The sequence below is a fragment of the Streptomyces sp. NPDC028368 genome (genome assembly GCF_055565615.1).
The window spans coordinates 93,930-107,769 of record NZ_JBVHTY010000006.1 but is presented as its reverse complement, the minus strand read 5'-3'; the positions used below and the strand labels follow the sequence as shown (position 1 = coordinate 107,769).

Sequence of the window (13,840 nt, the reverse complement as noted above, 5' to 3'; positions counted from 1 at the left end):
GATGTCATTGCTTCACCATGTCGTGCCTATGACATCCCGACAGAAGCCTTGATGTGCACCTGCCCTACCCGCGAAGCTCTTTGACGGACGGTCAACAACGGGTCAAGAAATTCCCCCGTACCGCCCAAGGCGTACGACCCCGTACGCCCGCAGCCCCCCGCGCGCGCACCACGGCGCGCCACCGATGAGGAGGACTCCCTCGCGATGGCAGTGATGCGTTCCACCACACCCCGCCCCACCACAGGCCGTACCGCCCCGAGGCGTTCGGCCACGCTGCGGATCGCCGCGGCGCTCACCGCGACCACGGCGGCCGCCGCCCTCGGCGCACTCTCCTTCCCCGCCCATGCGGCGCCCGCCCAGGGCACCGTCGTGGGAGCCGGCGCCGCGGACGCGGTGCACGGCAGCTACCTCGTCACGCTCAAGCGCGGATCCGGCCTCAAGGCCGCCTCGGCGGACGGCAGAAGCCTGATATCCGGCTACGGCGGCACGGTGCGGCGGACCTACACCGCCGCGCTCAACGGCTATGCGGCGCAGCTCACCGCGGAGCAGGCGAGACGGCTGGCCGCCGATCCGGCCGTCGACCAGGTCTTCCAGGACCGCACCCTGCACGCCCTGGGCACCCAGACCAACCCGCCGTCCTGGGGCCTGGACCGGATCGACCAGGCCAAGCTGCCGCTCGACAAGAAGTACAGCTACCCCGACAGCGCGGGCTCCGGCGCCACCGTCTATGTCATCGACACCGGCGTACGCATCTCCCACCAGGACTTCGGCGGGCGCGCGGTGAACGGCTACGACGCGGTCGACAACGACAATGTCGCGGAGGACGGCAACGGCCACGGCACCCATGTCGCGGCGAACGCGGCGGGCACGTCGTACGGCGTCGCCAAGAAGGCGAAGATCGTGGCGGTGCGGGTGCTGAACAACTCCGGCTCCGGCACCACCGCCCAGGTCGTCGCGGGCATCGACTGGGTCACCAAGAACCACAAGGGTCCCTCGGTGGCGAATGTGTCGCTGGGCGGCGGGCCGGACGCCGCCCTGGACAAGGCCGTACAGAACTCCATCGCCGGCGGCGTGACCTACTCCGTCGCCGCCGGCAATTCCGGGGACAACGCCCAGAACTACTCCCCCGCGCGGGTCCCCGAGGCCCTCACGGTCGGCGCGACCACCTCCACCGACGCGCGCTCCTCGTACTCCAACTACGGCTCCCGGGTCGACATCTTCGCGCCCGGCAGCTCCATCACCAGCGCCTGGAACACCAGTGACACCGCCACCAACACCATCTCGGGCACCTCGATGGCCACCCCGCACGTGACCGGTGCGGTCGCCGTCTATCTGGCCGGACACCCGACGGCCACCCCGGCGCAGGTCGCCACGGCCCTGACGAACGGCGCCACGCCGGGGGTGGTGACCAACCCGGGCGCCGGATCGCCCAACAAGCTGCTGAAGATCGTGCCGTGACCCGGTAGCCGGGCCGCTACGAACCGACCGGTCCCGGGCCGTCATCCCCCGGGACCGGTCTCTCCTCGCCGTCCTGACGGAGGGTGAGCCCCGGCACCAGCAGCGCGGTGGCCGCGACCGTCACCGCGACGAGCATCAGCACCAGGTGCGGACGGGTCCCCAGACCCAGCAGCCAGGCACCGAGCAGACCGCCCAGGAACATCGACCCGACGGACGTCAGCCGGCGGGGACCGGCGTGCGTCCCGTACCCCAGACGTCTGTCGTGACCGAACAGGGACCCGCTGACCAGGGCCGTCATCGCCCGGGTCTCCACGGTGGTGGTGAGGTCGGGGGCGCCGACCCGTATGGCGGTGACATTCCGTACGCCCATCGCCACCGCCATCAGGCCGAGGACGGCATAGAGCTGACCGGGCGCCGGCTCCCGGGCCGGGCCGGACTCCCAGCCGGTCACCGCCGCGGCGGCCAGCAGCGCCGCCTCGGTGACGAGCGCGAGCGGGAACCACGGCCGCCGCCGGGCGGCCAGCATCGACTCCACCCGCGCCCCGAGCGCCGCGCCGAGCACGAAGGAGCCGAGCGAGACGAGGGTGGCGACGACGGGCAGACCGCCCTGGCGGGCGAGCCCGAAGCCCAGGAAGAGCAGATTGCCGGTCTGGGTGGCGGTGAAGACGTGACCGAGGGCCAGAAAGCTGACGGCATCGAGCACACCGGTGGTCACGGTGAGGCACACCATGACGACCGTCAGGGCGATTCCGCTCGGCGGCTCCACGGAGCGGCTCCCTTCCACCGGATGCATCACGCCGTCATGAGGGCCCGGCTGGCACAAGTGTCCGGACGGCCGGGCCGCCGGGCCGCCATTGCGCCGTCTGTGGGCGGCCCCCGCCGGCTCCGGGTCGTCCTCGCCCGCAGGCGTTGCCCGCCAAATCGCCGCACAACGGGCGGGACCCGCCGGGATATTCCATGTACGCGGCGGGGCGGTCTGGCGGATCATGGCGGCATGTGTGCCGATCCCGTCCAGCCGTCCGCCGCCGAGGAGTCCCTTCCGATCCGTCTGAACATGGACGACAGCGACTCCCCGTCCGATGTCATCGACGCACTCTTCCTGGGGCGCTTCGCCACGGGCGAGCAGCCCCATGCCCGTAGCCGCTCGGTGGAACGGGTGAAGTCCGGGGTGACGCTGCTGCCGCCCGGCGCACGGGTCCTGCGTTCCGCGCGCGAGGAGGACCGCAGCGCCACCCTCGCCGAGGGCGACGGCTACACCCTGCTGATCTCCCGCTGGAACCGCGGCGCCGATGTGACGGTCACCGCCGTCACCGATGAGCTGGCCGAGAAGATGCTGGGGCAGTCGGCGGACGGCGCGGAGGACGAGCCGGAGCCGCAGCCGGACAATGTCGCGATGGGCTTCTGGTACTTCTCGCCGCGCCGCGGGCCGTACCGCACCTCCCGGCAGATCTCGGCCGGCACCTGGGAGGAGATCCGTCCGAACTACACCGCGCCGGTGGCCGATGCGATGGACTCGCTGATGAAGGTGGCACCCGAGGAGATCGCCGGCCGGCTGCTGTTGCTGCACGGCCCGCCCGGGACCGGCAAGACCTCCGCGCTGCGCACGCTGGCCCGCTCCTGGCGCGACTGGTGCCAGGTGGACTGCGTACTCGACCCCGAGCGGCTCTTCAACGACGTCGGCTATCTCATGGACATCGCCATCGGCGAGGACGACAGCACCGGCAAGAGCCGCTGGCGGCTGCTGCTCCTGGAGGACTGCGACGAGCTGATCCGCGGCGAGGCCAAGCACACCGCGGGCCAGGCGCTGTCCCGGCTGCTCAACCTGACCGACGGGCTCCTCGGGCAGGGCCGCAACGTCCTGGTCGGCGTCACCACCAATGAGGACCTGGAACGGATGCACCCCGCCGTGGTCCGCCCCGGCCGCTGCCTGGCACGTATCGAGGTCGGCCCGCTGACCCGCACGGAAGCGGTCGGCTGGCTCGGCACCGACAAGGGCATCGGCCGCGAGGGCGCCTCCCTCGCCGAGCTGTACGCACTGCGCCGCGGCATCCGCCCGGCGTCGGTCCCGGCCCAGGAGTCGGGCGCGGAGGCGGGGCTGTATCTGTGAGGGCGCCGCGTCCGTGAGGGACGAGGTCCCGCGGTGATACCGCCTGGCCACGTCGGTAGAGTCCGCCCCGACGACCGACGACGATCATCGGCGCAACGAGGGGAACGGGTTGAGCACCACGGTATGGATCGAGCGCTCGGAGCAGAAGGCCGAGCCGTCGAACGGGTCGGAGGGCGTCCGCCACTGGTGGCAGATACGCGTCAACGGCCTTGCGGCGCACGCCCCTTCGGCGGGGGCGGAGGATGGCCGGACGCCGTCGACCTTCGCGTACATCGAGCGGGACCTGTCCTCCGGCGGCATCGACGCCTACCGCGCGGCCCGCAAGGAAGGCGCCCGCTCCTTCCTCCTCTGGACGGACGCCTACCGCCGGCAGCTGCTGGCGCGCGTCGTGACCAGGTCCGCGACGAAGCGGCAGAGCGCCGTCTTCGAGGTGCTGGGCGGCGCCGGGGAATCCCTGGCGCTGATCACCCATGAGCGGGCGATCAGCGGCGGTCACGGCAGGTCGCACTGGACCGTACAGCAGGCGGACGGCCGGACCGCGGTCGGCGCCAAGGGGAACCTGTTCTGGTGGTACGTGTGGTGGCTGCTGTTCCCGCTGTGGGTGGCCATCGCCGTCGGCAGTCTCGTCGCCGGCAGCGGTGATATCGCCCGGATGCCGCGCACCATCCGCTGGAAGGCGTCCGGACAAGAGGTCCTCAACTGGACCAGCGGCGGGGCGGACTTCGCCGTGACCACGCCGGCCGACGGATGGGACCCGCGGGTCACCGCCGCCCTGGCCGCGCTGGTCAAGAGCCACGAAGGCTGGCTCGGCGCACCGTGGGACGAAGGCCGGTAGGCGGGACGTCACCGCTTCGGGCCCGAGGCGCGGCTCGGCGGCGACCAGCCGGTCCTCGATGCCGACGGGCGCAGCCGTATCTCCATGGAAGACGCCGCCGTCGCACTCGTCGACGAGGCAGAGCTGCCCCGCTTCGTCCAGCGCCGGTTCACCATCGGCTACTGAACGCACGCCGACCGGACATCAGCGGCGGGCCGGCGCTGCGGCCACCTCATCGTGGATCGCTCGGCCCGCCGCTGACGCTCATAAACTTCTCCCCGGGAAATATCGCGACCGTTCACAGGGGGATCAGCGTGGGACCATCCGAGGCGTCCGCGGATGCCACAGCCTCCGTGGCATCAGTGGCATCCGAGACATCAGTGGCATCCGAGACCGCGGAGGGGGTCAGCGGGGCCACGTCCGGGCGCACGCTGAACACGCTGTTGTGGGCCGTGCCGATTCCGGTGGTGGCCACTGCGGCCGGGTTCCTCACCCAGTACCCCTACGGCATGTTGTGGGCCGGCGTCATCATCGCGCTCGGCGCGGCGGCAGCCGCAGCGATCGTGGCGGGCGGCGTCTGGCACCGGGCGGGCGCCGCGACCGTCGCCTCCTTCGCCACCCTGGCGCTCGCGCTCTTCGCCGGGCCCACCCTGTATGAGGCATACGCGAAGCAGATCGGCGAGCGGGTCGACGCCCTGGTGGCCGACACCGGGAAGCGTGTCAACGCCAAGGGGACCGAACTGGCCGTCTGTCGCGTCGTCGATACGTCCGGCACGGTCCAGGACCTGTCCGAACAGCAGAACTGCCACGGCCAGTTCAAGCCGAAGCAGCACGTCGTCCTGTTCAAGGACCCGCTCGGCGGCCTCGATCCATGGGTGGAGGCCACGGACGACCGCACCCTTGAAGGCGTCGGACCGGGGATCAGCGGGGGCCTCTTCACCGTGACCGGTTCGGCCCTTTTCTACGCCGGCCGTCGGCGGCGCTCCGCAGCCCGCTGAGTGGCACCGTCCCGGCAGACGGTCAAGGAGTCCGTCCGCCCGGCGGTGCGGCAACGAACTCCACGGCCGCCACACGCTCTCGCGAACTGCCGTCCAGCAAGACCACCGATGCCGCCTCCCGTACCGGGTCAGGGGTGGGGGCCGCCGGTGCGGCGGGCCGTTCCCCGGGCCTGGTGGTGTGTGCCAGCGGGGCGCCGGCCTCCTCGGCAGCCCAGGGTGCGGGTGGTTGTGCCGCGCCCGGCCCGGACAGCGCCCGGAGCAGCCTGCCAAGGCCCCTGCTATGCCGGGCGAAGGCACGTCGCGGGGCCCGTCGGCCTCGGGCTTCCTGGCCGCTCAACGCCTCGGCCACCCCTACGTCCAGTACCACCAGGTGCAGTTCGCGTCCTTGACGTGCGGCGTTCCTGGCCAGCCATCGGCGCATCCACGGCCGGCCGCCGCAGTCGTGGACCAGCAACGGCCCACCGCCGCGTACGGCGGTATGCATCCAGCGGAAGTACCTCCACCGAGCCCAGGGCCGGTACACCGCGTACGGCAAACGGGCCGGCATCACCGCCTCACAGGCGACATGGACCACTCGGGGATCGATGACGGGCGCGGTCCTGGACCAACGCCGCATCAGGGTGCTCTTGCCGCTGCCGGGCAGTCCGGAGATCACCACCACCGCATCCGCGGGGTACGACAACACGGCGGGAATCTCCCCCTCGCCCCGCAGATCCACCAGCCCCCACGGCCGAAACGCCGGCCTCCCGTACGAAACGGCAGCCTCCTCCGCGGCACCCGACCAGACCGAATTGCCCACTACCCGCCCCTTGACGTACCTGACTGCCCCCACAGCCGTGACGAGCGACGGTTCTCGGGATCGCCTGCCTTTGACGCCAACTGAGCGGATAGCCCCAGTTTAATGTCCGCCGCCCCGTTCGAGGGTGGGCAGCGGGCTGCGTACCGGACGCGGCGACAAGCCCTTAGGCGGAGAGTTCGCGCAGCCGTACCGACAGGCAGGTCACGCAGCCCTCCAGCTTTTCGAATTCGCCGATGTCGACCAGGACCGGCCGGTAGCCCAGGTCGGCGAAGAGTTCCGCGGTCCTGGGTGCGGAGGCGGCCATCAGGAGTGTGTCGCCGCCCAGGAGGACGACATGCGCGCCGGACTCCTCGGGGACGGGACGGAAACCGGGGAATACGGCGGGGTTGTCGACCAGCGGCGGGTAGCCGATGACGGTGCCGTCCGGGAGGGCGGTGACCGCGGACTTCAGATGCAGGACGCGACTGATCGGCACCGCGACGACGCGGGCACCCAACGGCTCGAAGGCTGCGCGGAGTTGGCGTACCCCGTCGGCGTTGGTGCGGCCGCCGCGGCCGACGTAAACGGTGTCGCCGATCTTCAGGATGTCGCCGCCGTCGAGCGTGCCGGGCGCCCGGACCTCGTTGACCGAGCAGCCGAGCGCCTCGGCCGCGGCGCGGGCGGCGGGGGTCTCGGGTCTGCGGGGGCCGGCGCCGGGGCGGGCGATCAGCGCCACATTGCGGAAGACGACCATGGTGTCCTCGATGAACACCGCGTCCGGGCAGTCGTCGGCGGGCGTCACCTCGGTGATGCGCCAGCCGTGTTCGCGCAGCGCCCGGACGTAGTGCTCCCACTGGCGCAGGGCGAGCGCCGGGTCCACCGGCTGCCGGTCGATGTGCGTGACCAGGCCCTCGGACAGGCGGGGGCCGGGGCGGCGGACGAGGGCGTGTCGGCCGGTCATGTGTCGCTCCTCCGGGCTGGACGGGAAAAGGGCCGGTCAGGTCCTCCGAGCTTGAGGGGAGAAGGCCGGTCAGGCATCCGCTCCATATGCCGCACGCAGCGCGTCCCCGACCGCGGTGAGGGCCGCTTCGCGGTCCAGGCCGAGGCGTTTGGCGCGCCGGGCGTAGGTTTCGGCGGCCGCGGCGACCTCCTTGTCCGCGGCCTCGCCGGCCGCCGCGATGAAGCTGCCGTTACGGCCCCGGGTCTCGATCACGCCGTCGGACTCCAGGGCGCGGTAGGCCTTGGCGACGGTGTTGGCGGCCAGGCCGAGCTCTTCGGCGAGGCCGCGGACGGTGGGGAGTTTGTAGCCGACGGGCAGGCCGCCGTCCCTGGCGCGGTCGGCGATCTGGGTGCGTACCTGCTCGAATGGCGCGTCGGCCGCGTCCGGATCGATGGTGATCGTGAGGGTCTGCGGGGACACGGCGGCGCTCCTGGTGCTGACGGTGGGGCGGGCGGGGCCACCATTGTGCGCCAGGAGCGGCCGCCGTACCCGAATCGGAGCGGTAGCCCATTGGAGTGGTGGGGTGGGGGGGTGGGGGTGCCGGTGGGGCTACGGGCGGGCTCGTGGGTGGGGTTACAGCTCGAGGGTGGTGCCCGTGGTCCGTAGCCAGGCGTTCATACCCAGGACCAGTTCGGCGCCCGGACGGATGTCGTGGGCGGCACCGTCGGCGGTGGCCTCCGCAGCGGCGCCGGCGTCCAGCAACGGCCGTACGGGGGCGTCGCGGTCGGCGACCAGGTCCTTCAACTCGGCGCGCAGCGCCTCGTTGTAGCGGGGGTCCTGGGTGCTGGGATAGGGGCTCTTGACCCGGTCGGCGACCAGATCGGGCAGCACATCGCGGGTGGCGGCGCGCAGCAGCGACTTCTCGCGGCCGTCGAAGGTCTTCATCGACCAGGGGGTGTTGAAGACGTAGTCGACGAGGCGGTGGTCGCAGAACGGGACGCGGACCTCGAGGCCGACGGCCATGCTGGCGCGGTCCTTGCGGTCGAGGAGTATCTGGACGAAGCGGGTCAGATGGAGGTAGCTGATCTCGCGCATCCGGCGCTGAAGTCCGGTGTCGCTGTCCAGACGGGGCACTTCGGCGAGCGCTTCGCGGTAGCGGCGGTCCTGGTATCCGCGCAGGTCGAGCTTGCCGAGCAGCGCGTGGTCGAGCAGCGCCTCGCGGGTGGCGTTGCCGCCGGCGAACCGCCCCGCGACGCCCGCCGCGATCCAGGGGTAGGTGTCGGCGTACACGGACTCGGGGTCGTGGAACCAGCGGTAGCCGCCGAAGACCTCGTCCGCGGCCTCGCCGGAGAGGGCGACCGTGGACTGTTCGCGGACGGCCTTGAACAGGAGGTAGAGAGAGGTGTCGCCGTCGCCGAAACCGTTGGGCAGGTCGCGGGCGGCCAGGACGGCGGCGCGATGGGCGGGGTTCATCAGGGCGGCGGTGTCCAGAACGATGTCGCGGTGGTGGGAGCGTACGTGCTCGGCGAGGGCGTGTGCGTACGGTCCGTCGGGGGTGCCGCGCAGGTCGTCCGGTGTGAAGTTCTCCGTGTAGCCGGTGAAGTCGACGGCGAACGAGCGGACCGGGCCGCCGCCCTGTGCCGCCAGCGCCCTGGCGGAGAGTGCCGTGATGGCGGACGAGTCCAGGCCGCCGGAGAGCAGCGTGCACAGCGGCACATCGGCGATCAGCTGGCGGGCGACGATGTCGTCGAGGAGGCCGCGGATGTGCGCGACGGTGGTGTCGAGATCGTCGGTGTGCTCGCGGGCCTCGAGGGCCCAGTAACGCTTGACGGTGATGCCGCCGCGGCCCACCCGGACGATATGGCCGGGACGCACCTCGTACATGCCCTTGTAGACGGCGTGGCCGGGGGTCTTGGTGAAGGTCATCAGCTCGGCGAGGCCCTCGGCGTCGACGAGGGGCTGTACGGAGGGATGGGCGAGGATCGCCTTGGGCTCGGAGCCGAAAAGGACGCCGTCGGGGGTGGGCTGGTAGTAGAGCGGCTTGATGCCCATCCGGTCGCGGATCAGCAGGAGTTGCTCGGTACGCGGGTCCCAGAGCGCGAAGGCGTACATACCGTTGAGGCGCCCGGCGAACGCCTCGCCCCACTGGAGATAGGCGTGCAGGACGACCTCGGTGTCGCTCATGGTGCGGAAGGTATGGCCCAGCCGCGTCAACTCGGCGCGCAGTTCGCGGTAGTTGTAGACCTCGCCGCTGTAGGTGGTGACGAGCAGGGTGCGGCCTTCGTGTTCGACGGCCATGGGCTGTTTGCCGCCGTCGAGGTCGATGACGGCGAGGCGGCGGTGGCCGAGCGCGGCGTGCGTGTCGAGCCAGATGCCGGCGGCGTCCGGGCCGCGGCAGGCCATCGTCCCGGTCATCGCCTCGAGCGTGGGGCGCCGGGCGGTCAGGTCGTTGTCGTAGGAGATCCATCCGGTGATTCCGCACATGTCCGCGGCTCCTTCTCCTTCGTGGGCAGCGGGCCGGCGCATCCCGGCGGCGGCCTGCGCCGGTCACCGTACGCCCAGGTAGTTGCACGGGCCACCTATGACGGATGCGGCCGCCCGGAATGAGCCATGCGCGCGCCGTTATGCGGAAAAGGGACGGCAAATCACCGGCCGCCCAGCGGAAAAGGAGAGGCAAAACCGCGGAGGGGCGCGTACCGTCCGCGGCCATGACACCGACCGTGCGCGACTTCCGCCCCTCCGATGCCAAGGCCGTGGCAGACCTGCGGCGCGCCACGCTGCCCTTCATGGTCTCCACTCCGCAGAGCGTCGCCTGGACGGTGACCAGCGCCCCCGCGGCACAGCAACTGCGGCTGTTCGTCGCCGAGCTGGACGGCCGGGTCGTCGGTGCGGTCCACAGCGGCCTGCTGCACGAGAGCAGCGTTGCGGGCCAGGCCGCGGCCACCCCGCTCGTGCACCCGGACCACCGGCGCCGGGGCACCGGAAGCGCCCTGCTGGCCGCGGCCGAGGAGCATCTGGCCGAGGCCGGCGCGCCGGCTGCACCGTGGCGTTCACCGGCAACGACGCCGCCAACACCCCGATGCTCGCCATCAACCACGCCTTCGGCTACCGGCCGGTCCGCGGGAAGCGGCGATGTGTACGGGAGCTGGGGCAGGGCTGAACGAGGCGGCCGGACAGCCGCCCAGTCCGGCCCGGCTTCGCGCCCGCGGGCCGGATCGCTGTCCGCCGGCGCGCCGTGGGCCGGGGGCGTGGCCTCAGGCGGGCGTGTGGCGGTGGGCGGGCGCGTGGCTGTGCGCGTGGGCGATCAGGACATACCGCTCGTCATGCACCTCCTTGCCCCAGAGGGCGGGGTCGTGAGAAAGCCGCTCCAGGTCCGTACGGTCCGCCAACGGAGCCACGAGGGCGGCCAGTTCGCCGGCCGGGATGCCTATGGGGTCGGTCTCACCCCAGCGCCCTTCGACCAGCACCAGGCGGCCGCCCGGTATGAGCAGCCCGGCCCATCGCCGGAGCGCGGCCGACGGATCGGGCAGAGCCCACAGGACATGCCGGACCAGCACCACATCGAACCGCCGCTCCCCCACGGGAGGTTCGGCGGCGTCGCCGACCAGGAACTCGGCGTCCCGCCCCGCGAGTTTGGTCCGCGCCCGCGCGATCATGCCGGGCGAGCGGTCGACCCCTGTGAGGCGGTGCCCCTGCTCGGCGGCGAGCAGCGACAGGCTTCCCGTGCCGCAGCCGAGGTCGAGTAGCGCGGCGGGCCCGGCCGGCAGCCAGGACTTCAGCCGGGCGGCCCAGGCGGCCCGCACGACGGGGTCGCGCAGGCCGTGGTCGGGCTCGTCGTCGAAACGCTCGGCGGCCGCCTCCCAATAGGCGGCGTCGGAGGTCGGCAGGGGTGGTTCGGGCTGGTTGGCGGGGTGCTCGGCAGTCGGGTTCGTGCTCATGACTCGATGATGCAGGCAACCACTGACAACGCCGCTGCGGACGCTCTCCCGGGGCCGTGCCCGCCGTCCCATGGTCTCGGCATGCGCAACGACAGACACGACAGACACGACGAGCCTCTGTCCGCGGAGGACTCGGGAGTTGGCTGGGGCCGACGCTCCGGATGCCGACGGGCAGGTGGTCGTGGACATCGACGGAGTGCTGGTCCTCGCCGACTCCGAGAAGCAGGATGCCGCCGCGACCTGGAAGAAGACCTTCGGTCCTCATCCGCTTGTCGCGTTCGTCGACCACGGCCAGGACGGGTCCGGCGAGCCGGTGGCCGCCGTGCTGCGGCCCGGCAACACGGGCTCTGACACCGCCGCCGACCACATCGAACCCACCCGGCTCGCTCCGGCCCAGCTGCCCGCATCGTTGCGGCGGGGACGCCGGACACCGATCCGCACCGACTCGGGCGGTGGCATCCCTGCCTTCCTCGGCCGGCTGTCGCCGCTGGCTCCGGCTGTCCACCAGATGGCCGTGGACCGACGTCATCACCCACGCAATCACACGGCTCCAAGCTCTGCCGAACCCCGGCTGAACAGCCACTTCGACCGTCCGCGACAACCCGCACCACCACACCGGGCAGTGGAACCGGGCGCCCACCCGACACGAGAGCCGGGCCGTCAACCTGCCCTGGCCCCGGAACGACCGCACCACACAAACACACAGCCCCCTCAACGAACTGCCGGGACTCATGAATGATCCGGGGCTAGGCTCGGCTGATGACCTTGAAATGGCAACATGTAATTGTTCATTCGGCAGATCCGGCGGCCCTGGGGCAGTGGTGGGCCGAGGCTCTTGGTTGGGTTGTGGTCCACACCTCTGATGTGGAGTTCGCGATCCGCCCGGAGCCGGATCGCTCGCCGGGGTTGGAGTTCGTCCGGCTTGATGAGCCCAAGAAGGCCAAGAGCCGACTGCATCTCGACTTCGTGCCAGATGATCAGGACGCCGAGGTGGCTCGCCTTGAGGCTCTTGGCGCGAAGCGTGTCGACGTTGGCCAGGGTGACCAGTCGTGGGTTGTCATGGCAGACCCCGAAGGCAACGAGTTCTGTGTCCTTGGCCAACGACCTCAGTAAGAAGCCCTGAGAGCGCGCGTGTCCAGCCTGGCGGGCTTGCAGTTCAGAGGCTGCGTCAAAGGCACAACGAAAAGCAGTGCGCGCTCGGCAGGGTTACGGCCCGTCGGGGCGCCAACGGCGGCCCATGTGCCTTCTGAGGGCCGCCGTTGGCGGGGAGCCACCGGAGGCGCATCCTGGCGGACCGACGTGGACGGTAATGGACTGCTGACGGAGCAATCCCAGGTCCCGATGCCCGTTTTCACCCCGCCTTCCTGTGCCCCCGCTTAGCGCTTCCTTAACCGCACCATAAGGATCTCCGGGATCGGCCTGCGGGCCTCAAATCCGCTGTTCAGCGGGGCTAACGTGCTTCTCGCAAGGCGGGGTTGCGTGCCGCCGGCGCCGCCACGGGGGGATGGCGCCGGGCATGCGTCCCGACCCCCCACGGACCGTCTTGCCGCCCGCCCCGCTCGACGTACCTGATGAAGGAGACCCCCACGATGACCGCTCGTCGTAAGGCCACCGGGATCGCACTGGCCGGCATCGCGCCGCTCGCGCTCACCGTTTTGACCGCGGGCCCGGCCGCGGCGCACGGTTCGATGTCGGACCCCGTCAGCCGGGTCTCGGCGTGCTACGCGGAGGGGCCCGAGAGCCCGAAGTCCGCCGCGTGCAAGGCCGCCGTGCAGGCCAGTGGCGCGCAGGCCTTCTACGACTGGAACGCGGTGCGGGACGGCAACGCCGGCGGCCAGTCGAAGACGAAGATTCCGGACGGGAAGCTGTGCAGCGGCGGCGACGACAAGTACAAGGGGCTGGATCTGCCCCGTGCGGACTGACCGTCGTCCGCGATGAAGGCCGGCAACCACACGTTCCACTACAAGGCCACCGCCCCGCACAAGGGCTCCTTCGAGCTGTACCTCACCAAGGACGGCTACGACCCCACCAAGCCGCTGAAGTGGTCGGACCTGGAAGCGAAGCCGTTCGCGAAGGTGACCGACCCGACGCTGACGAACGGTGAGTACGTCTTCGGCGGGAAGGTGCCCCAGCGGTCCGGGCGGCATCTGATCTACAGCATCTGGCAGCGGTCGGACAGCCCGGAGGCGTTCTACACCTGCTCCGATGTGGTGTTCGGGAAGGACAGTGGCGGGGCGGGCGGCGGTTCCTCCGCCGCGCCCGCGCCGACCGCTTCCGCGCCGACGGACAGCCAGATCGAGGCCGGGGCGGACAAGTCGTCGATGGACATGAGCCACCACGGCCCTGACGCGGGAGCCGGCCACTCCGGCCACTCCGCTCCGGCCGCCTCCGCCGGTGCGGACGACCCGTCGATGGGCGGCGGCGCCGAGGGCGGCGGCGCGCACCCCGACGGCGCCGCCCAGCCGGCCGGCGGTAAGCGGCTGGCCGAGACCGGTGGTGACGGTTCGACCGCCCCGATGGCGATCGGCGGCGCCGCCGTACTGGCCATGGGTGCCGCGGTCCTGTTCGCCACCACCCGCCGCAAGGCCGCACGGCGCCACTGATCCCGTACGGCGGGGCGGACCGGGGCAGGAGCCGTTGGTGGTTCCGCCCAGGGGGCGAGGAGGACTCCCCGCACCGCTGATCTCCCTGATCTCCCTGATCTCCCTGATCCCCCTGATCCCCCTGATCCCCTGATCCCCCGACCCGCCGGGGACCGGCTGCGACGGTCCCCGGCGTTCCGTGACGTCGTCCCCTCCCCGCCCCGG

General features: G+C 71.5%; 11 protein-coding genes and 3 pseudogenes. 8 read left to right on the top strand and 6 right to left on the bottom strand.

Going from position 1 to position 13,840, the window contains the following annotated elements; all coding sequences use genetic code 11:
- Positions 1-204: 204 nt before the first annotated feature.
- Complete coding sequence (locus ACZ4S3_RS15675; RefSeq protein WP_467932918.1) at positions 205-1,458, top strand: S8 family peptidase; 1,254 nt, start codon at positions 205-207, stop codon at positions 1,456-1,458.
- Between the two features lie 16 nt (positions 1,459-1,474).
- Here the strand turns inward: ACZ4S3_RS15675 and ACZ4S3_RS15670 are convergent, their stop codons facing one another.
- Positions 1,475-2,224 carry a YoaK family protein gene (locus ACZ4S3_RS15670; RefSeq protein WP_467932914.1) on the bottom strand — a complete coding sequence of 250 codons (750 nt, stop codon included), beginning with the start codon at positions 2,222-2,224 and terminating at the stop codon, positions 1,475-1,477.
- A gap of 228 nt (positions 2,225-2,452) precedes the next feature.
- Here ACZ4S3_RS15670 and ACZ4S3_RS15665 point away from each other — a divergent pair, with 228 nt between their 5' ends.
- The 3 genes from ACZ4S3_RS15665 to ACZ4S3_RS15655 all read left to right on the top strand — a co-directional run bounded on the left by ACZ4S3_RS15665 (position 2,453) and on the right by ACZ4S3_RS15655 (position 5,377).
- On the top strand, positions 2,453-3,565 hold the full coding sequence (locus tag ACZ4S3_RS15665) for a DUF5925 domain-containing protein (RefSeq protein ID WP_467932910.1): 1,113 nt from the start codon (positions 2,453-2,455) through the stop codon (positions 3,563-3,565).
- A gap of 109 nt (positions 3,566-3,674) precedes the next feature.
- On the top strand, positions 3,675-4,400 hold the full coding sequence (locus ACZ4S3_RS15660) for a hypothetical protein (RefSeq protein WP_467932906.1): 726 nt from the start codon (positions 3,675-3,677) through the stop codon (positions 4,398-4,400).
- Between the two features lie 359 nt (positions 4,401-4,759).
- A complete protein-coding gene (locus ACZ4S3_RS15655) occupies positions 4,760-5,377 on the top strand; it encodes a hypothetical protein (protein WP_467932902.1) in 618 nt (205 codons plus the stop codon).
- A 22-nt stretch (positions 5,378-5,399) separates the two neighbouring features.
- Here the strand turns inward: ACZ4S3_RS15655 and ACZ4S3_RS15650 are convergent, their stop codons facing one another.
- From ACZ4S3_RS15650 to asnB, 4 genes are all read right to left on the bottom strand, one after another.
- Positions 5,400-6,062 carry an AAA family ATPase gene (locus ACZ4S3_RS15650; protein WP_467932898.1) on the bottom strand — a complete coding sequence of 221 codons (663 nt, stop codon included), beginning with the start codon at positions 6,060-6,062 and terminating at the stop codon, positions 5,400-5,402.
- 277 nt (positions 6,063-6,339) lie between these two features.
- Positions 6,340-7,116: a dimethylargininase gene (gene ddaH / locus ACZ4S3_RS15645; RefSeq protein WP_467932893.1), complete on the bottom strand. Its 777-nt coding sequence runs from the start codon at positions 7,114-7,116 to the stop codon at positions 6,340-6,342.
- A 69-nt stretch (positions 7,117-7,185) separates the two neighbouring features.
- Positions 7,186-7,575, bottom strand: a complete 390-nt coding sequence (locus tag ACZ4S3_RS15640; protein WP_467932889.1) for a GntR family transcriptional regulator — start codon at positions 7,573-7,575, stop codon at positions 7,186-7,188.
- Between the two features lie 153 nt (positions 7,576-7,728).
- Positions 7,729-9,579 carry an asparagine synthase (glutamine-hydrolyzing) gene (gene asnB, locus ACZ4S3_RS15635; protein ID WP_467932884.1) on the bottom strand — a complete coding sequence of 617 codons (1,851 nt, stop codon included), beginning with the start codon at positions 9,577-9,579 and terminating at the stop codon, positions 7,729-7,731.
- Between the two features lie 104 nt (positions 9,580-9,683).
- On the opposite strand from asnB, the pseudogene ACZ4S3_RS15630 reads away from it, so the two are divergent.
- A pseudogene (locus ACZ4S3_RS15630) lies at positions 9,684-10,115 on the top strand (GNAT family N-acetyltransferase); the annotation flags it as partial.
- 234 nt (positions 10,116-10,349) lie between these two features.
- On the opposite strand, the gene ACZ4S3_RS15625 reads toward ACZ4S3_RS15630, so the two are convergent.
- The gene (locus ACZ4S3_RS15625; RefSeq protein ID WP_467932879.1) at positions 10,350-11,033 is read right to left on the bottom strand and encodes a class I SAM-dependent methyltransferase; all 684 of its coding nucleotides are present in this window, start codon (positions 11,031-11,033) and stop codon (positions 10,350-10,352) included.
- Positions 11,034-11,160: 127 nt separating this feature from the next.
- On the opposite strand from ACZ4S3_RS15625, the pseudogene ACZ4S3_RS15620 reads away from it, so the two are divergent.
- From ACZ4S3_RS15620 to ACZ4S3_RS15610, 3 genes and pseudogenes are all read left to right on the top strand, one after another.
- A pseudogene (locus tag ACZ4S3_RS15620) lies at positions 11,161-11,517 on the top strand (transposase); the annotation flags it as partial.
- A gap of 275 nt (positions 11,518-11,792) precedes the next feature.
- A complete protein-coding gene (locus ACZ4S3_RS15615) occupies positions 11,793-12,146 on the top strand; it encodes a VOC family protein (RefSeq protein WP_467932876.1) in 354 nt (117 codons plus the stop codon).
- 476 nt (positions 12,147-12,622) lie between these two features.
- Positions 12,623-13,636: pseudogene (locus ACZ4S3_RS15610) on the top strand (lytic polysaccharide monooxygenase auxiliary activity family 9 protein).
- Positions 13,637-13,840 lie beyond the last annotated feature (204 nt).